Origin of the sequence: Acrocarpospora macrocephala, assembly GCF_009687865.1 — a bacterium.
GTDB lineage: Bacteria > Actinomycetota > Actinomycetes > Streptosporangiales > Streptosporangiaceae > Acrocarpospora > Acrocarpospora macrocephala.
The window spans coordinates 98,553-118,099 of the sequence record NZ_BLAE01000036.1 but is presented as its reverse complement, the minus strand read 5'-3'; the positions used below and the strand labels follow the sequence as shown (position 1 = coordinate 118,099).

12 protein-coding genes are annotated in these 19,547 nt (G+C 69.7%); 8 read left to right on the top strand and 4 right to left on the bottom strand.

Features of this window, described 5'->3' with window-relative positions:
- Positions 1-12: 12 nt before the first annotated feature.
- The 3 genes from Amac_RS30135 to Amac_RS30125 are packed head-to-tail and all read left to right on the top strand — an operon-like array spanning position 13 to position 5,008.
- Positions 13-2,070, top strand: a complete 2,058-nt coding sequence (locus tag Amac_RS30135) for a hydantoinase/oxoprolinase family protein (RefSeq protein ID WP_155357796.1) — start codon at positions 13-15, stop codon at positions 2,068-2,070.
- On the top strand, positions 2,067-3,788 hold the full coding sequence (locus Amac_RS30130; RefSeq protein WP_155357795.1) for a hydantoinase B/oxoprolinase family protein: 1,722 nt from the start codon (positions 2,067-2,069) through the stop codon (positions 3,786-3,788). The genes Amac_RS30135 and Amac_RS30130 overlap by 4 nt, the downstream gene beginning before the upstream one ends.
- Positions 3,785-5,008 carry a metal-dependent hydrolase family protein gene (locus Amac_RS30125; protein ID WP_155357794.1) on the top strand — a complete coding sequence of 408 codons (1,224 nt, stop codon included), beginning with the start codon at positions 3,785-3,787 and terminating at the stop codon, positions 5,006-5,008. The genes Amac_RS30130 and Amac_RS30125 overlap by 4 nt, the downstream gene beginning before the upstream one ends.
- A 12-nt stretch (positions 5,009-5,020) precedes the next feature.
- Here Amac_RS30125 and Amac_RS30120 read toward each other — a convergent pair whose 3' ends face one another.
- Together Amac_RS30120 and Amac_RS30115 are read right to left on the bottom strand one after the other, a co-directional pair.
- Positions 5,021-7,306: a glycoside hydrolase family 31 protein gene (locus Amac_RS30120; protein ID WP_155357793.1), complete on the bottom strand. Its 2,286-nt coding sequence runs from the start codon at positions 7,304-7,306 to the stop codon at positions 5,021-5,023.
- A 127-nt stretch (positions 7,307-7,433) separates the two neighbouring features.
- On the bottom strand, positions 7,434-10,484 hold the full coding sequence (locus tag Amac_RS30115; RefSeq protein WP_218041377.1) for an ATP-binding protein: 3,051 nt from the start codon (positions 10,482-10,484) through the stop codon (positions 7,434-7,436).
- 100 nt (positions 10,485-10,584) lie between these two features.
- Between Amac_RS30115 and Amac_RS30110 the strand changes: the two genes are divergently transcribed.
- Entirely contained in the window at positions 10,585-11,451 is an 867-nt protein-coding gene (locus Amac_RS30110) for an alpha/beta fold hydrolase (protein WP_155357791.1), read from the top strand.
- A 472-nt stretch (positions 11,452-11,923) separates the two neighbouring features.
- Positions 11,924-13,171 carry a hypothetical protein gene (locus tag Amac_RS30105; RefSeq protein WP_155357790.1) on the top strand — a complete coding sequence of 416 codons (1,248 nt, stop codon included), beginning with the start codon at positions 11,924-11,926 and terminating at the stop codon, positions 13,169-13,171.
- A gap of 14 nt (positions 13,172-13,185) precedes the next feature.
- On the opposite strand, the gene Amac_RS30100 is transcribed toward Amac_RS30105, so the two are convergent.
- Together Amac_RS30100 and Amac_RS30095 are read right to left on the bottom strand one after the other, a co-directional pair.
- On the bottom strand, positions 13,186-14,136 hold the full coding sequence (locus Amac_RS30100; protein WP_155357789.1) for a hypothetical protein: 951 nt from the start codon (positions 14,134-14,136) through the stop codon (positions 13,186-13,188).
- A gap of 13 nt (positions 14,137-14,149) precedes the next feature.
- The gene (locus tag Amac_RS30095) at positions 14,150-15,109 is read right to left on the bottom strand and encodes a hypothetical protein (RefSeq protein ID WP_155357788.1); all 960 of its coding nucleotides are present in this window, start codon (positions 15,107-15,109) and stop codon (positions 14,150-14,152) included.
- A gap of 720 nt (positions 15,110-15,829) precedes the next feature.
- Here Amac_RS30095 and Amac_RS30090 point away from each other — a divergent pair.
- The 3 genes from Amac_RS30090 to Amac_RS30080 are packed head-to-tail and all read left to right on the top strand — an operon-like array spanning position 15,830 to position 19,523.
- Positions 15,830-16,339, top strand: a complete 510-nt coding sequence (locus Amac_RS30090; RefSeq protein ID WP_155357787.1) for a PadR family transcriptional regulator — start codon at positions 15,830-15,832, stop codon at positions 16,337-16,339.
- A complete protein-coding gene (locus Amac_RS30085; protein ID WP_155357786.1) occupies positions 16,336-17,028 on the top strand; it encodes an ABC transporter ATP-binding protein in 693 nt (230 codons plus the stop codon). The genes Amac_RS30090 and Amac_RS30085 overlap by 4 nt, the downstream gene beginning before the upstream one ends.
- The gene (locus Amac_RS30080; RefSeq protein WP_155357785.1) at positions 17,025-19,523 is read left to right on the top strand and encodes an ABC transporter permease; all 2,499 of its coding nucleotides are present in this window, start codon (positions 17,025-17,027) and stop codon (positions 19,521-19,523) included. Before Amac_RS30085 ends, Amac_RS30080 begins: the two co-directional genes overlap by 4 nt.
- Positions 19,524-19,547 lie beyond the last annotated feature (24 nt).

The window sequence follows — 19,547 nt, the reverse complement described above, 5'->3', positions numbered from 1 at the left end:
GCTGACACCACGATGAGCAAGACGAGCAGGCTCGCGATCGACGTCGGAGGAACGTTCACGGACGTGGTCGAGCTGATCCCCGGCACCGGCGAGCTGCGTTTCGACAAGGTCCCCACCACGCCGGACGCGCCGACCCGGGGCGTGATGAACGCCTTCGCGGTGGCACAGGCGCCCATGGCGGACATCGGGATGTTCACCCACGGCACGACCCTCGGGCTGAACGCGCTCCTCACCCGCACCGGAGCCCGTACGGCCGTCATCGGCACGAACGGGTTCCGCGACGTCTACCTGCTCGGCCGTACCGACCGGCGGACCAACTACGACATCACCTACCGCAAGCCGGCCGCGCTGCTCGAACGCTACGACACGTACGAGGTCGTCGAGCGGAGCCGGTTCGACGGCACGGTGCACACTCCGCTCGACCTGGAGGACGCCCGCCGGGTGGCGGCCCTCGTCGCGGAGCGCGGGTACCGGTCGGTGGCGGTGGCCTTCCTGCACTCGTACGCCAACCCCGCGCACGAGCTGCGGATGCGCGAGGTGCTCGCCGAGGTGGCGCCCCAGGTGGCGGTCACGCTGTCACACGAGCTGTCGCGGGAGTACCGCGAGTACGAGCGCACGAGCACGGCGGTCCTGGACGCCTACGTGAAGCCCATCGTCCGCCAGTACCTGCACACGCTGGAGGGCGAGCTCGCCGCGGGCGGATTCGACGGGCGCTTCCTCATGACGCGTTCCGGCGGGGGCGCGATGACCGCCGCCGCGGCCCGGGAGCAGCCGGTCAGCCTGATTCTGTCCGGGCCCGCCGGCGGGGTCATCGGCGCGGCCGCGTTGTCGCGGATCCTGGGCCGGCCCAACCTCATCACCATCGACATGGGCGGCACCAGCCTCGACGCGTCCCTGATCCTCGACGGCGAGCCGGTCCTGTACCAGGGCGCCGAATTCGAGCAGCTGCCCATCAACACGCCGTCCCTGTACATCCACACGATCGGGGCGGGCGGCGGCTCGATCGCCTGGCTGGACGAGGCCGGCGGCCTGCAGGTCGGGCCGCAGAGCGCCGGGGCCGCGCCGGGACCCGCGTCCTACGGCAGGGGCGGCACCGCGCCCACCTTCACCGACGCGGCGCTGGCCCTCGGCTACCTGGGCGGTGAGACCCCCTTGGGCGGCAGGCTGACCCTGGACGCCGAGCTGGCGGACAAGGCGCTGCAGCCAATCGCCACCGCGCTCGACATGAGCATCAAGGCCCTCGCCCGCGGCGTCATCCGCATCTCCAACACGAAGATCACCGGTGCCGTCCGCGCCATCACCGTCGAGCTGGGCCGCGATCCCAAGGACTTCGCCCTGCTGTCCTTCGGCGGGGGCGGCGGCCTCGTCGCCGTCGACGTGGCCCGCGAGCTGGGCATCCCCACCGTCGTCGTGCCGCCGGGTCAGGGTGCCTTCTCGGCCTTCGGGATGCTCATGGCCGACGTGCAGTACGACTTCGCCCGCACCTCCGTGTCACCGCTGGCCGGGCTCGACCCCGCGGCGGTGGACTCCTCCTACCGCGAGATGGAGCGGGAGGCGGAGGCGCTTCTGGCCGCGGAGGGATTCGGCGCGGAGCGCCGCACGCTGGTCCGCAGCCTCGACGTCCGCTACTCCGGCCAGGAGCACTCCGTCACCGTGTCCTTCCCCGCCGGGACCGGCGACATGGCCGGGGCCGTCGAGGCGAGCTTCGCCCGCCTGCACGAGCGGCAGTACGGCCACACCATGGACGACCCGATCGAGGTCACCACGCTGCGGCTGCGCGCGGCGGGCTCGGTGGACAAGCCGGCGCTCCCGCTGATCGCGGAGCGAACGGCCGGCGACCTCCGCCCGGAGGGCACCAGGGCGGTGTACCTGTCCGACGACCGTCCAGAGGTCCGCTACGACCTCCACACCCGCGAGTCCCTGCTGGCAGGCGACGTCATCCAAGGTCCCGCAGTGATCGCGGAGCACACGGCGACGACGGTCCTGCACGCTGGCGACACCCTCAGAGTCGGCCCGTACGGCGAGATGGTCATCTCCGTCGCCCCCGTGAGCAAGGAGTTCAACCGATGAGCGACGCGATCACCACCGAGATCATCCGGCACGGCCTGCTCGCCGCCGCCGAGGAGATGGCCAGGAACCTGTGCAGGACCGCGTACAACACGGTCGTGTACGAGATCCACGACTACGGCATCGGCATTCACGACGCCAACGGCGACGTGGTCGCGGACGCCCCCGGCATCGCGGTCTTCACCCGCGGGAACGACCACGGGATCAAGAAGGCCGTGGAGTTCCTCGGCCGCGACGCGATGCGGCCCGGCGACGTCCTCATCCTCAACTACCCGTACTGGTCGTCGGCGCACACGCTCGACCCGCTGGTCTTCGCCCCGGTGCACCACGGCGAGGAGCTCATCGGCTTCGCCTCCTGCCGGATCCATGTGCTCGACCTCAAACAGAAGGATCCGGGGTACGTCCTGGACTCCACGGACATGTACCAGGAAGGGCTGTTCTTCCCGGCCAGCAAGCTCTACCGGGCCGGGGTCCAGAACGACGACGTCTTCAACGTCATCCGGTTCAACAGCCGGATGCCCCAGCGCACGATCGGCGACATCCAGGCCCAGGTGTCCGCCTGCGTCACCGGCGTCCGCCGGACCCAGGAGATCGCGGCCAAGTACGGCGCCGGGACACTGCTGCGCGCCATGGACGCGATCAACGACCACGGTGAGCGGCTCGCCCGCCTCGCGCTGGCCAAGCTGCCCAAGGGCACGTGGACGGCGCACGACTTCGTCGACAGCGACGGCGTCGACCTGGACCGCCTGATCAAGATGCACGTCACGGTCACGATCACCGACAATGAGATGATCATCGACTGGACCGGCAGCGATCGCGACGTGAAAGGGCCGATCAACCTGCCCGTCGGCCAGACCGAGGCGTTCTGCAGCCTGATCTTCAAGGCGCTGACCACCCCCGACACGCCCGTGGTGGCCGGCAACTTCCGGCCGATGCGAGTGATCACCGAGCCGGGCTCGGTGATGCACGCGGTCCCGCCGATGCCCACCTTCACGCTGTGGACCGGCCTGCTCGGCGGCGAGGTCGTGCTGAAGGCCCTCGCGCAGGGCATGCCCGACCGCGTGCCCGCGTGCTCCGGTGGGGACGTGAGTTCGATGATGGGCCTCGGGATCAACCCGCGCAACGGCGAGACGTGGCTGGAGGCCACCAACGAGGCCGTCGGATTCGGCGCCCACGCGACGGGCGACGGCGAGGACGGGATCATGCACCTGTCCGAGCCCGGCTGCCGCAACAACCCCGTCGAGGTCCTCGAGACCAAGTCGCCGATGTTCATCGAGTCGTACGGCTACCGCCCGGACACCGGCGGACCCGGGCGGTTCCGGGGCGGCGTCGGGGTGGGACGGACCTACCGGTTCACCGCGCCGTCCACCGGCATCTGCCTGGTCTACAAGACCAGGACCAAACCCTGGGCCATCGGCGGGGGACGCCCCGGCGAGAACAACCACATCGTGCTCAACCCGGGCACCGGCCGCGAGGTCGTGCAAGGGGGCGGCTACAACCACCTGGAGGCCGGCGACGTGCTCGTCAACAACACCGGCGGCGGCGGGGGCTTCGGCGACCCGTTCGAGCGCGAGCCGGAGCGGGTCGCGCGCGACGTGCGCAACGGGTTCGTGTCGGCGGCCGCCGCCGCCCGAGACTACGGGGTCGTGGTCGACCCGGACAGCCTCGACGTCGATGCCGCCGCCACCCGGCGACTGCGCGGCGCGGAGCCGGCGGCATGACCGCGGGCAGCCTGACCATCGTCAACGCCGCCATCTTCGACGGCGTCTCGGCCGAGCTGGCGGAGGGCCCGATCCACGTCTCGGACGGGACCATCGTGGAGATCGGCGGCGCCCCGCGAGCCGCCGGCGAGGTGATCGACGCCCGGGGCGGCACGGTCGTCCCCGGCCTCATCGACGCGCACTTCCACGCCTACGGCACCGAACTGGATCTGCTCGCCCTCGAATCCAGCCCGCTCAGCTACGTCGCGCTGGCCGCGGCCGGCCGGCTGGCGGCCGCCCTGGGCCGCGGCTTCACCACGGTGCGCGACGTGGCCGGGGGAGACCCCGGCCTGGCGAAGGCCATCGCCCGGGGCCTGATCGCCGCGCCGCGGTACCTGTACACGGGTCCCGCGCTGTCGCAGACCGGCGGGCACGGCGATCCCCGCCCCGGCGACCAGGACCTGTGCTCGTGCACAAGCCACATGGCGGAGATCGTGGACGGCGTGGACGCGCTCCGCCGCGCCGTACGGGACCGCTTCCGGCGCGGCGCGCACGCCATCAAGATCATGGCCTCCGGCGGGGTGGTCTCGCTCACCGATCCGATCCGCGTCCCGCAGTACTCGCCGGAGGAGATCCGCGCGGTCACCGGCGAGGCGAGCCGCCGCGGCAGCTACGTCGCCGCGCACGCGTACTCGCCCGAGGCGATCGCCCACGCCGTCGAGAACGGGGTCCGCACCATCGAGCACGGCAACCTGCTGGACGCGCCCGCGGCCAGCCTGATGGCCGGGCACGACGCGTTCCTCGTGCCGACGCTGGCCGCGTACGACGCCATGGACAGGCGCGGCGCGGAGCTGGGACTCGCTCCCGTCTCGCAGGCGAAGAACCGCGAGGTGCTGGACGCGGGCCGGCGGGCGATCGAGCTCGCCCGGGCGGCAGGCGTCCGGATCGGCTTCGGCAGCGACCTGATGGGCCTGCTCGAGGACGAGCAGCTCACCGGGCTCCGGCTGCAGGTCGAAGTCGAAGGGCCGCTGGCCGCGCTGCGCTCCGCGACCTCCGTCAACGCCGAGATCATCGGCCGTCCCGATCTCGGCCGCGTCGAGGTCGGCGCCACCGCCGACCTCCTGATCCTCGACGGCGATCCGTTCGACGACCCGTCGGTCCTGTGGGCGGGACCCGAACGGCGGACCGTCGTCCAGAACGGGACCGCGCGCCGCTTCACCGGGTCGGCGCACTGGCGTTGAACCATGGTGCCGTCAAGAACCCCGGCGTTCATCGATGAACTGGAGGGTGGTGCCGGCCGTGACCGGGAGCGCCGTCGTGCGGACCGTCAGGGTCCTGGTGGGGGTGTGATAAGTCCACCCGGGAGCCCTCGTGCGCGCCGGGACCGCGGTTCCGTTGACCTTGACCTGAGCGGGCCGGTCGGCGTCCCGGAAGCGGGCGGTCCAGGAGCGGGTGGTCACCGCGCCCGGGAAGGTGCCCCGCCGGGCGGCGATCCGCAGCAGGCGCTTCGCCGTGTCGAAGGTCATCGCGGTGGTCGCGGACTCTCCCGAGAGGTGGCCGGGGCCCTCGCCCGCGTCCTCGTAAAGCGACAGCTTTCCGTCGCCGCCGGTGGCCACGGTGAGCGTGACCTGGTCGAGCGGCTTCCGCTCGGCCGAGTCGACGTAGTCGGTTCTGGTCGGCAGGATGCCGCCCGCGCGGAGGAAGACCGGCATGGTCGACAGGTCCGTGGTCACCTTGGCCGTGGCCGGTCCAGTGTGGGTCGCGCCGGTGAAGTAGTCGGTCCAGGTGCCCGGCGGGAACCACACCTTCGTGGTCACCTTGCCGAGGCCAGGGGTCGTCACCGGGGCGACCAGGACATCGTCGCCGTAGAGGTACTGGGTCCGGTAGCGGTAGGCCTGCTCGTGTTCGGGATAGTTGAGGTACATGCCGCGGGTGATCGGCAGTCCCGTGTCGACCGCCTGGCGGGCCAGCGTGTAGGTGTAGGGGACCAGCGCCTCGCGCAGGCGCAGGAATTTCTGCGCGGACCGCTGGGCCGCGCCCGAGTACTCCCAGGGCAGCCGGTCGCCGTGGTTGGAGTGCAGGCGCAGGATCGGCTGGAACGTGCCGAACTGCACCCAGCGGGCGTAGAGGCCGTCGGGCAGGTGCTTGGGTCTGGCGTAGAAGCCGCCGATGTCATGCGAGACGTACGGCATGCCGATGTTGCCCTCCAGATGGGTGTAAGCCGCCTCGATGGCAAGGACGTCCCAGCTGGGGGACGTGTCGCCGGTGAAGTGCACGGTGTAGCGGTGCTCGGCCCACGGGCCGGCCGGGTAGACCCGGAAACCGCCGTAGCCGCCCCCGGCCCGGGAGAACGCGAACCCGCGCAGGCCGCGTTCCCGGTCCCGCAGGGCGTACCGGGAGTTGATCCAGGTGTCGGGGGTCACGCCCGGCGCGGTCACCTTGCTCGGGTCGCAGCACCAGTCGAGCCACATCAGCCGGACCCCCAGGTCCTCCAGGGGTTTGTGCAGCTCGAAGTAGGCCTTGAGTTGCTTCGGGTCGCTCCAGTCGAAGACCCTGGACCCCGGTCGCCTGGGGCAGTCGCCCGCCGGTAGATCTCCGCCGACGATGGCCTTGACCTGGGCGTACTTCGGGTCGGCGAGGGAGATGCTGGGGTGGATGTTCAGTGCCACCCGCAACCCCCGCCCCCTGGCCCAGTCGAGGAAGCCCCGCGGGTCGGGAAAGAGCGCCGGGTTCCAGTTCCAGCCGTTCCAGGTGTTGGGCGACTTCCAGTCGGTGTCCACGACCAGCATGTCCAGCGGCACCCGGTTGGCCCGGAACGCGGGCAGCAGGCCGTCGCGGTAGTCGGACTCCCGGTAAGGGTAGTAGCGGGAGAACCAGACGCCGAAGGCCCACCGGGGCAGCATCGCCGCCGGTCCGGTGAGATCGCGCAGATCCTTCAGCCCCCGGCGGTAGTCGTGCCCGTAGCCGAAGAGGTAACCGTCCTGGTACGGGAGGCCGCCATGCCCTGGCCGCTGGGTGATCGTGCCGTCGGGGTTGAGGAGCGCCGTCGAAGTGTCGTCGAGCAGGTACCAGCCGTCCCTGGCGAGCAGGCCGTCGTTGAGCGCCACCGGCGCGCTCACCTTGTCCAGCGAGCGCCGCCAGCCGCCGAGATTGGTGACGGCGGAGGTGCCGAACGACGGGCGCGCGGTGACCCGCCGTGTCCCGGCCTTCAGTTTGACGGACAGGTTCGCCGGCGTGAACGGCCCCGAATCGCGGCGGTAGCGCAGGGTCAGCCGGCCGGTGCGGATGACCCGGGCGCCGTTCTCGACCGTGGTGGTGAACGGTGGCGGCTCCGTCGCGCGGGTGACCGCGTTGAAGGTGGGCCGGTCCTCGAAGGCGCCGTCGCCGGCGTACTCGACGCGGATCAGGGTGGGGGACAGGACGGTGAACCGGGCGTTGCCGTCCACCACGGGGCCCGGGCCGGGAGTGGGCGGCCCGCCCAGGACGGCGAGCGGGATCAGCAACCCGCTGGCGGGCAGCAGGCGGGGTGGACGGGTCAACACGCGCTCCTGGAACGAGACCTCGACTGCGAAAGTGAGTTTCGTTCGTGGTGCTACCCGGATGATCGTCAAGAGACGATCACATGACACCGATGAAGCGCTGAGCGTGGACCCGCACGCCGTGGTGTCATGCCCAAGCCGAGGGATCTGTGAGCCCGTCCAGATAGCGGCGGACAGGGCCGAAACTGAGCAGACCCGTTCCGCCGCCGGCCAGCTCGTCCGCGGCGGGTAGCAGCTCCTGCCGGATCCGTCTCATCGCGGCGTGGTCCCGGACGCCGATCGCGACCTCGGCTTCGAGGGCCAGCCGTACCTCGTAAAGCAGGTCGCGCGGGGAGGCCGGGAGCGTGCGCAGGGCCGTGGCCGCCTCCTCGGATCTGCCCGAGATCAGGAGCCGCAGCGCGTGCGCCCAATCGTGGCAGGTCCCCCAGTCGGCGTCCCAGTCCACCGTCCCCCGGTCGAGAGAGAGCAGCGCGAGCGGCAGCAGACCACGCGCCATGCCTCCCATGCCGGTGGCGTTCAGGCGGAACGCCGCGGAGCGGTAGGCGGCCTCGGCTTCCGCCGTACGGCCTTCGACCGCGAGGCGCAGCGCCGCGTACCACTGGGTGAAGACGCCGACCAGGGAGATCTCATGCCACTCGGCGAAGGCGTCGGCCGCGGCGGCGTGCCGGTCGGCGGAGTCGAAGTCGGCCAGGGCGGAGTGGGCCTGAAGCAGGATCAGGTGGCCGGTGACCTCGAACCCGGGCAGGTCATGCTGGACGGCGAGCGCCAGCAGTTCCGTCCCGATGCCGATCCGCTCGGGAGCCAGCCCGGTGCGGTGGAACGACTGCATGTAGCGGCCGTTGAGCGCGAAGGCCAGCAGCACCGGATCTCCCGCGCGGCGGGCGAGCGCCTCGGCGTCCGCCGCCGCGTCGTGTGCTCGCGCACTGCCGTGGCCCCGGGATTCGAGGGCGATGGTGCTCTGCAGTCTGCTCCGCTCGGCGACCCTGTCCGCCGGAAGGGCGGCGAGGGCGCGCTCGGCGGCGGCGACGACCCGGCGGGCGAGGGGTTCGTCGTCGTTGGTCGTCCAGACGGCGGGGACATCGAAGGCCCCGAGCACCCGCGCGGACAGGTCCGGGTCGTCCAGCTCGCCCATCGCGGTGAGGACCTGGCCACGGGAGGTTCTGGCCGCGTCCAGGTCCCCGGTGAGCGCCAATGCCCGTACCAGGCCCATCACCAGCTCCAGCCGCGCCCGTACGGGCGGATCCTCCCGAAGGTCGTGAGCGCTGAGCGCGTCCCGCCACAGCCGCGCCGCGAGGTGCGGCGCGAAGCGCCGCTCGGCGCGCTCGGCCGCGGCCCGCGCGTAATGGGCGGCGCGCGCCGCCGTATCGCGGCTCCGCGCCCGCACGTAGTGGTGCGCGATGGTCTCGATGTCGTACGGCCTGAGCCGCTCGACGATCTCCGCCGTCCTGGCGTGGTAGCGGGCCCGGCGGCTACGGGTCATGTCGTCGTAGAGCGTGTCGCGGACCAGGGCGTGCGCGAAGTCCACCCGTTCGGCCTCTGGTTCGACCACGAACCCGGCCCGCGTCGCGTCCTCGACCGCCCGCAGCACGGTCTCCTCGTCGCCCGTCAACTCGGTCAGTACGGCCAGCTCCACCTCCTGGCCGATCACCGCGGCCTGACGCAGAACCTCGCGGCTACGGTCGGGAAGCCCGGCCAGCCGGTGGCGAACGACATCGCGGATCCCCTCGGGCACCACGGAGAGGCCGGCCACGCCCTCGGCGTCGTAGAGCCTGGCCAGCTCACGCACGTAGAAGGGGTTTCCGCCGCTGCGGTCATAGATGATCTTGACAGGGGCCGGCTCAGGTTCCCGCCGGGACACGACGGCGACGAGCTCGGCCACCGCCTCCTCCGGCAGGCCGCCGAGACGGACCCGGGTGGGCTCGACCCGGGCGATCCTGGCGAGCGCCGCGGTCAGCGAAGGACCGACCTCGGTGGAGCGATAGGTCCCGATGATCAGGATGCGTCCCGGTGGGGGTTCGACGGCGAGCGAGACCAGCACATCCAAGGTCTCCTCGCCGGCCCATTGCAGGTCATCCAAGATCAGTAGCAGCGGCGCCCGCTCGGCCGCCCTCGCCACGGCCGCCACGATGTGACGGCGCAGCGCGAACCTGTCGCCGGGGAACTCGGCGAAGGCGCCGAGGGCGGCGAGGATCCGGCTCCACGGCCAGGCCGCCGGCACGCCGCCGTCTTCCGGGCTGGCTCCCCAGGCACTGGTCCAGCCCTCCGCCAGGAGCCGTCGCGCCAGCTCCCCGGCGAGGGCGGTCTTGCCCGCACCCGCGTCGCCCGAGATCAGCCCAAGGGCGGTGGCGGACTGCTGGAGGGCGGTGAGCTCTTCCGTACGGCCGAAGAAGGGGCGACGCGGAGGGTGCCTCTCCCGTGCGGGCAGGGCCAGGTGCGGAGCCTGGGCGAGGATGTCGGCCTCCAGCCTGCGCAGCTCGGAACCCGGATCCACGCCCAGCTCCTCGACCAGGCTCGTCCTGGCCCGCCGGAGCACGCCGAGGGCGTCGCCTTGGCGGCCGGAGCGGTACAGCGCCAGAGCCAGCAGCCGCCAGGCATCCTCCCGATGCGGATGCGCGGTGACCTGGGCTTCCAGGTCGGCGACCACGTCGGCGGCCAAGCCGAGCGCCAGCGCCGCCTCCGCCCGCCGCTCCACGGCGAGGAGCCTCAGCTCGCCGAGCCGGGTGATCTCGCCACGCGCCCAGTCCCGGCCGGCGAACTCCGCGTAGGCGGGGCCCCGCCAGAGCGCCAGCGCCCCGTCGAGGAGCGTCAGCGCCTGCTCGGCGGGAAGTTCACGGGAACCGGCGACCGCCTGCTCGAACCGCCAGGCGTCCACGTTCTCCCGCTCGGCCCGCAGCGCGTAGCCCGGCGCGGCCGTGACGAGAAGCTTGGCCGGCGCGCGGCGCGGGCGGCCGGGCTCCAGCGCCCGGCGAAGCGCGGACACGAAGGTCTGCACGGCCCCGAGCGCGCCTTCGGGCGGGTCGTCCCACAGGTCACCGATCAGCCAGTCCACGGGGACCACCCGGCCCTTGGCGATCAGCAGCCGAGCCAGGACCTCCCGGTGCCGGGGCCCCTTGAGGTCGACGGGCTTCCGCTGCCCGTCCAGGGCCTGCAGCGACCCGAGGACCCCGAACTCGATCACTTTGCCCATCCTAGCCGCGCTTTGTCACTCAGTCGCCGCTGATCAGGCGTTCAGTCGCTGCGCGGAAGCTGTTCACCGCCGACCGAAAGGAAAGGACATCATGATCACAGGATTCGACCGTCAAAGGATCACCGTGGCCGACGGGGTGGCGCTCAACGTCGTCGTGGGCGGCTCGGGCAGGCCGATCGTGCTGCTGCACGGCTTCCCGCAGACCCACCTGATGTGGCGGCACGTCGCGGCCGACCTGGCCGCCGACCACACGGTCATCTGCCCCGACCTGCGCGGGTACGGCGACAGCGACAAGCCGGCCGATCCCGACGGCACCACCTACTCCAAGCGGACGATGGCCGCCGACATCGTCGCGCTCGCCCGCGCCCTCGGACACGAACGTTTCGCCCTGGCCGGACACGACCGGGGCGCCCTGGTCGCCATCCGAGCCGGTCTCGACCACCCCGGCGCCGTCACTCACCTGGCCTCCTTCGACGTCCTGCCCACGCTGGACATGTGGAACGTCATGCGCGGGACCTCGGCCGCCGTCGGCTTCCACCTCTTCCTGATGGCGCAACCACCCGGCCTGCCCGAACAGATGATCAGCGCCAGCGCCGACGCCTTCTTCGGCCACTTCCTGGACGTGTGGACCCGCGACCCCGGCGCCATCCCGGCCGAGATCCGCGCCGCCTATCTGCGGGCGTCCCGCGAGGCGATCCCCTCGATCGTCGCCGACTACCGGGCCTCGGCCGGCATCGACGTCGAACACGACCAAGCCGACCGCGACGCGGGCAACACCCTGCGGATGCCCGTCACCGTCCTGCAACAAGACTGGGGCACGACGCTGGGCTTCGACGCCGCGTCCCTCTGGCGTGCCTGGGCTCCCGACCTGAAGCACCACACCGTGACCACCGGGCACTTCATGGCCGAAGAGGCCCCCGCCGAGGTCATCAACGCTCTGCGGAACCTCCTGACCTGATCGACCCGGCGGCTGGCGACACGTGCGCACAGATGACGGAGAGAAGTTCCAGCCGGGCGGCGCGGTGAACCCATCCATCCCACGGGGAAGAAGTTGGGGAAAGCGAAGAGCATGGAGACGATCCGGGCACCGATCCGGTTGGCGGGCGATGATCGCCTATCAACGCACCGCCGAAATCGAGGTACACGACCAAGGTCGATCCACCACAGCCTGGACGCCGGGCGTCTGACTACGCTCCAGGCGCGACCGCGTCGAAACAGACCGGCATACCCTCACCGTGCGCAGTCCGGCAAACGGGATAACGATCAATGCGCTCAACCCGACATGAACCCATCTACGCGGTGAAACACCCATGATGTTCGGAACGCAGTGAAACATGAACATGTTCCGTCATACGTGGGCAAAGCGAATCCCAGTCCATCGTTGCCCCGTGTGCTGGCCTGTCAATTGGCCCGACTGTAAGATACTTCGCGTGGCCATGCCCCCGATAGCGCTCGATAATTCGACATTCATCAGCGCTCAGGAGTTCATCACCGCCCAGAATCGTGGCGAGCGAAGCCGTGATCCATTCGCCCGGCAGGCCTATGTCGAACTCGTGCAGTCGCTCATCTTCCAGCCGGCGGTCAGGGTGATTCACCCGGTCCACCTCAGCCCGGCGCCCGAACAATTCGGTGAGGAACCGTATCTCCTGCGACGTCTGCTCGAACTCGGCCTGGTTACGCCAGTTCAGGTTCTCGCCGGCTCCGTGCAGCAGCTTGCCTCCGCGGAATCGGAGGTGCTCGGCACGTTGCAGACGCGGGGCGTGGAAGCGATGCTTTCGTTTCTGCGGTCGATGGACGCCTGTGACCAAGAAGTCGAGGCATCGGGCAACATCGGCCTCCGGAAGAGGATTCTGCAGTGGAATGACTTCCACCAGTCGCAGCTTCCCCACCATCTGGTGCGCGTGCCCACCTCGGACGGGATCGAACCAGATCAGCTTGGTGAGTGGGCACGCGCGGCATCCGTTGCGATCGGCGAACTCTTCCGTCCTCTGATGCCGGACACGGTGGAGCCGTCGAACCTCATCGCGGCGCTGACGAGATCCCTCCGCTATCAGGCGCGGGCGACCGTCACAGGCCATGCCTATCAGCCGCACGGCCTCCGCCGGGACTTCGCCGTCACCAGCCAGATCTTGTCCGATGACGCGACTGAGGAGGCTGTGCTGGATGTCATCAAGCTGATCCGGGGCATCCATTCCAAGGTGAGCGATGGCGCGGGATCCTCACGCGCCCGCCACTTCGAACTGCTTCGCCTTGAGCTGCCCTTGGTCGGAGGACGGCTCTGGAACAACGAAGAGGTAGGTCTTCGACCTGATCGAGAATGGATCGACCTGGTCTGCGATCGCATCATGAGTTACCGGCGGCAGGCGGGATCCCTGCGTGAGCACGTTCGTGGCATAAGAACCGAGGAAGACGTTCTTCGTTTTGAGCGTGATATCGACGAGATCGCCCAGCGGCTCAACGAGCGCCTGGGGCTGAGCACCGCTGATCTGACACCACTTGAGATGCAGCTCGCGGAAGGTGTTTCCTCGGTCGCTTCGACCGTGCCCGGCGTCCCGAAAGTGGGCGGCCTGTGGATAAGCGCGCGAACAACGCTGAAGCGCTACTCGTTTCGCGGGAGCCCCGCCCAGAAGTTCATCTACCAGGAGTATCTGAGCGCGTGGCGCCGCGCGAACCACTGAATGCGCGGAGACACTCACATGAAACAGCGACTCGGCTCGAATTTCTGAATGTAGTCAATGGTCGGCCTGAGCGCGAACACCGTTTCCTCGGTCACCAGGTGCTCCCGCAGAACATAGGCGATCAGGTCAGCCTCGGTCCACCGTGTGAGCCTGACCCCGGCACTTTCACCGAGTAGGCTGAGAACGGGGTCGACGACCACCTGCCGGATCAACTCACCGTGGCAGACCTTCTCGTTGTTCAGCGGAAATATCTGCCGCTCCAGGTAATCATCGCGGAGCGTCGACCGAATACTCCAGAATCTGTCGCTCTCAAGTGGATCGGCGTCCAGGAAATTGTGATCCGAAAGAAACCTTCGTGTCGATCTGAAGACAAGCGAATTGAAATCGCGAGTGTACCTGGCCACGTCGAGTTCTCGGTTCAGCAGCAGATAGAGATACTGGAGTTCTTCCAGGAAAGCGGTGTCTCCGACCGGAAAGCGAAGCAGGTCGAGTGCTTCATCCGGGAGCTCCGACGGCGACAGATTGAGGCCGGTGATCGTGAACAGCGTGTCCTCGAAGAAGCCGGTGACGATATCGGCCAGCAATACCGCTCGCGCGGCCGGATTCAGGTCCGGAATACGCTTGCGCGCGATCGCGGCGGCCTGTCTCGCCGTCTCCGCGGACAACCTGCCTGCGATGAAGCGTTCGATGTCGTCGGCCTGGTCGAATCGGTTTTGCTCGGAATTGTGCGCGAAGGGCCAGCGGTTGATATCGTGCAGCCAGGAGAACAGCAGCACCTCTGACCGCGACAACCTGCGATCGCCGCCTACGGACAATGCCAAAGACGCGACCCTGGTGACATGGTCATAACGGGAGAAGGCGAGTGCTCTCGGATCACCTCCGTTTGGGTGCACAGTGACAAATCCAGTAATGGACCGCAGCCGTTTCGCGGCATAGGACAGCCAAGTCGGCAGAAGTTCCGACACGTTCGTCTGGGTCCTATTCACTGCTGCCTTTCCTGCCAAATCTGCCAAGCCAGGCCCGCTCAGCCGAAATCGATTCGGGTAGCAGTTCGATTTGATACTTGTGCAGTACCAGGCTAATCATGGACTGCCGAATCTCCCCACTCACCCGAACGCGGCGGCCAGATAGCGCCTCGAGGCGGGAAGCGTCTCCCCCCAGGTGGTCCGCGATCCAGGCCAGCGGCTCCTTCATGGCCTCCGACCGAAGAGTCTTGGACTGGCAAAGAGTTCGTTGAGTCGCCGGACAGTTGCATGGCCAGCACCGCTCCGCAGCGCCTCGCTGACGATCCCACACGCCAAGAGCTTCGGCTTTCCCGCTGGCCAATGCGATTGCGCACGATGTGCTCCGGTAGACAGGATAGCCCACGGTGACAGCCGCGGCGGTGATGTCCGCCCATGCCTCCGCGTCCCACATCTCGTCGCATGCTTCGGTGGGCTGTTCCAGCAAGCCGGTTTGGACAAGTTCCGACTGGGCGATTCCCGCCCCGACCGAGAGACCGAGAGCGACCGAGCAACGGTACCCGGACGCTTTTAGCCGCCGCACCGTCTCGACTGCCCAACCGGTGGACGGCACGGCCTTGCGGGTGATCGGTCGCCAGAAGTGAACCGGCGTTATGTTCTTGAGGCCGCGATACGTCGCTCCGGCGTCGAATGTCTGATCCGGGATGAGGACGGGGCCTTTTTCCGTCCGAATCTCCAATGCCGTCCGATGGAAGGATTGTGAGTGGAAGATGATGATAGTGATGTTCAGGTCGTCGAGGGCCTCCGCCAGGGAGCGGGACATGCGCCCTTTGGACACCACCACCAGTGGTCGGGCGGAGCCGACAGCGGCCATCTCGCTCGCGAATTCATGAAAGTATTCGCGGTTGGCGGCGGTTAACAGCATGTCGGTATAATTGCCCAGGCAGATGGGGGTGGATTCGGCCTCGTCGCCCATGTCACCGCGAGTCTCTCCGAGGTACTCGCACAGCATTTCCATCGCCCGCCCTGGAGGAATTATCGATCTAGGCTGGCTCGCCTTCAGGCCGATCGGCCCAAGATAGCAGTACGAACAATTCGCTGGACAGCCGATTACCGGGTCGACACTTATCCATGTGTCATGCTCGGAAATGATGGGAAGATGCCTTGGCGATGGGTCTCCAGCCGTCAATTCACTGCACCCCCTGGCTGGCGGCGATCGTGTATCGAAGAAAGCCATTTATATGCTAACCCCCATCGACCCGATCATGCACTTCCGCGGGTCTTCCGTGAGTCCGGGTGGGCTTGATTTTCGGCGCAGCATCGGACGATGACGCCGGGTTCGGGCCGGCGGTCACGCCGGTAGCGCCGGTTCCACGGTCCGGTCTTGAACTTGCTCCTGGGAGGGTCTGGCCGAATGCGGGTGGCCAGCGGGCGCCCGTTGGCGGCGGTCACCGATGCGATCAACAGATCGGACAGACGCTTCCAGGGTTGACGGCACAGGTCCAGGACGAGGGCGTAGATGTCTCCTGCCGCAGGCGGGGGACGGCTACCCGGCCGGGACCGCCGAGGCGATCCTGCTGTCCATCAGCCAGCAGGCCGAGTGCGACGACAGCCGGTGACGTGGAACGCCGCGTCGTGTGCGGAATACGGTGGATCGCCTTGCCCAGTGCATACTGAATATGCATACTTAGTATTCATGTCGATCAGGCACGGGCTGCTCGTCCTGCTCAGCAGAGGACCCCGGCATGGCTACCAATTGCGGGGGGAATTCGAGGCGTCGACTGGGGCGACCTGGCCGCTCAACATCGGCCAGGTCTATACGACGCTGGCCCGCATGGAGCGTGACGGCCTGGTCGAGCCGGGCGAGTCGGACGAGCAGGGCCGGGTCGTCTACACGATCACCGCGGCCGGCCGGGCGGAACTGGGGCGATGGTTCAGCACCCCCGTCGTCCAGTCCGACCGGCCGCGGGACGAGCTGGTCATCAAGCTGGCCATGGCCGTCACCGCCAAGGAGGTGGACGTCGCCGAGGTCATCCGCACGCAGCGGACGGCGACCATGCGCGCCCTCCAGCAGCTGACCAGGGCCAAGCGGGCTGTCACGGAAGGCGTGGCCCAGCGGCTCGTGCTCGATTCCATGATCTTCCGGGCCGAGGCCGAGCAGCGGTGGCTGGACCACTGCGAGGCCGTTCTCAAGGAGGAAAGATGACGCTCGTACGGTTGGCCGAGGTGGCCAGAGTCCATGGCGAGGGGGCGACAGCCGTACCCGCTCTGAAGGGCGTGAGCCTCGAGGTCGGCGCGGGAGAGCTGGTCGCGGTCATGGGCCCGTCCGGGTCCGGCAAGTCGACGCTGCTCAACCTCGCGGGCGGGCTCGACCGGCCCACGTCGGGGACGGTGCACATCGGCGGGCAGGACCTGGCCACCGTGCGCGACCTGGCGGCACTGCGGCGCCGCAGCGTCGGCTACGTCTTCCAGGACCTCAACCTGATCGCGTCGCTGACGGCGGCGGAGAACGTGATGCTGCCGCGCGAGCTCGACGGCGTGCGGTCACGCCTGGCCCGCGAGGAGGCCATGGCCGTGCTGACGGAGATCGACGTGGCATACCTGGCCGACCGCTTCCCCGACGAGCTGTCCGGCGGCCAGCGCCAGCGGGTCGCGATCGCCCGTGCTCTGGTCGGCGAGCGGCGCCTGCTGCTGGCCGACGAGGCGACCGGCGCGCTGGACACGCGCACCGGCGACGAGATCATGCAAGTGTTACGCGCTCGGTGTGACGCTGGCGCGGCGGTCCTGCTCGTCACGCACGAGCCGCGCTACGCCGCCTGGGCGGATCGGGTGGTGTTCCTCCGCGACGGGATGATCACGGATTCCACGAGCGAATCGCTGGTGAGCGCCCGATGAGCGCCGTTCGCGCCGCGCTGCGCATCGCCCGCCGGAGCGCGTGGCGTGCCCGGGGACGAAGCGCGCTCATCATGGTGATGATCGGCTTGCCGGTCTTGGTGATCACGGCGATGCTCACCCTCACCGAGACCATGACCGTCACTCCGCGGGAGGGACTGGCGGCCGAGCTCGGCGCGGCCGACGCCCGCCTCGTTCAGGTGCCCGCGGGTACGGAGCTCCACCAGGAGCAGAACGGGGCGAGCTGGAACACGGGCGGCGACGAAGCGGCCGTGCCCAGGCTCGGCGCCGCCGAGGTCGTGGCGCTGCTCGGACCGGGCACCCGGTTGATCCCCTTCAGCACCGGCGTGCTCCGGCTGGGCGCCGAGCGGGTCGACGCGCTGGAGATCGACCTGCGCGATCCCGTCACCAGGGGAATGCTGACGCTGAGCGAAGGCAGGTTTCCGGCCGCCCGCGAGGTCGCGGTGACACGCGCGTTCGGCCTGCGGCCCGGCGATCTCCTGCAGCCAGTCGGCGTGGCGCCGCTGACGGTGGTGGGCGTGGTCGAGCACCCGCACCAGCCCTCGCTTCGACAGGTAGTGGGTCCGGATCTCCCGTTGGCGCCGTTGGATGAATTCTGGTCACCGGACGGGCGCGGCACCGGATGGCTCGCCGACACCCCCAAGCCCGTGTCCTGGGCCGACGTGCCCACGCTGAACAGGGCCGGTCTGTTCGTCACCTCCCGCGCCATGCTCACCGGACCGGCGGCCACCCCGGTTCGTGCCTCGGCCTTCGACGTCCAGGCCACGGTCGGGATCGGCGCCATGGTGATCATGGTGGTGCTGGAGATCGTGCTGCTGGCCGGGCCCGCCTTCGCGGTCGGGTTCCGGAGACGGCGCCGGGAACTGGCCGAGATCGCGGCGCAGGGCGGCTCGGCCGGGCAGCTGCGGACGATCGTGCTGGCCGACGGACTGGTCCTCGGCGGTGTGGCCACCCTCGTGGCGACGGTGCTGGGCATCGGGGCCGGAGTGCTGGGTGCCCCGGTCGTGGCGCGCTGGGGAGGGCAGGTCGGCCCGCCGGGCGTACCGTGGTCGCCGGTTCTGAGCGTCGCCGCGCTGGGCCTGCTCACCGGGCTCGTGGCGGCGCTGGTGCCGGCCGTACAGGCGGCTCGGCAGAACACCGCGACCGTGCTGGCCGGCCGCGCGCCCGCGGTGGCCGATCGGCCGGGATGGCCCCTGGTGGGGGCCGCGCTGGTGCTGGCCGGACTGGGGGCGACCGTGGTGGCGCGGCGCCAGCCGGGCTCGGTGTGGGTGCTCGCATCCGCGGTGCTGGTCCTGCTCGGGCTGGTGGTGCTGACGCCATGGCTGGTCCGCTGCACGGGACGGCTGGCCGCCCGGTTGCGGCTCCCGCTGCGGGTCTCCGTCCGCGACGCGGTCCGCCACCAATCCCGGACGGTGAGCGCCGTGGCGGCCGTCATCGCGGTCACGGCCACGGTCGTGGCGATGGGCATCGGCGCCTACAGCGAGTACATGGACCGGCGGAACGCCTATACCTCGGCGCGCCCGACCGGCATGCTGGCGATCTGGGCCGGCAATATCGGCGACGCGGCCTGGAACAGGCTTCGCGCCGAAACGGCCCGCCAGCTGCCGGGCGTGCCGCTGGTCGCCGGCTATCACGCGAAGGACGCCCAGGGCCACCGCTACGCGTTGCGGTACACGGTGCGCTGGAACGGGATACGGACGCGTCGCACGGTGGCCATCGGAGACCAGGCTCTGCTCAGGCTCCTGCAAGGGCGCCACGACCCGCAGGCGGCCGCGGCGCTGGCGAGCGGCAAGGCCGTGGTGTTCGACGCGGCCGCGCTGCGGGACGGCAAGCTGGCGCTGCGGGCGAGCTCCACGTCCGCCCCCGCGCGCAAGCTCGACGTGCCCGCGGTGCTGGCCACACCCGCCGACGAGCACCAAGGCGGCGCCCTGCTGCCGCGCGCCCTGGTCGAGCAGGCCGGTTTCTCGACGTCGGAGCGCCAGCTCTACGCCATGTACCGGCCGCCGGCCGACTCCACGCTGTGGCGCGATCTCGCCAAGGCGACCTCCCGCGTCACGATCGCCTCCGAGGAGGGCTATCGCAACGTGCCCGACCCCAGCTTGTGGGGCTGGCTCGGCGGCGCTCTCGTCCTCGTCGTCGGCGGCACGCTGGCCGCCACCCGCCTGGCCGCCGCCGACATGCGGCCCGAGCGGGCGACCATGATGGCGATCGGCGCCCCGCCCGGGATGTTGCGGGTGGTCGTGGCCGGCCAGGCCCTCTACATCTCCGGGCTCGGCGCCCTGGTGGGATTGGCCGCGGGAACGGTGACGGGCGTGGCCCTGAGCCGGCCGATGACGACGCACGGCGCCGGAGACCCGGCCACGATCGCCATACCGTGGCCATTCGTGCTCGCCGTGGTGGTGGGGCTACCCGTGCTGGCAACAGCGGCGGCGCTGCTCACCCGGACCAGACTGCCCCTCGCCGGCCGGCTCCGGTGACGCCCATACGACCTAGGCTTCTTC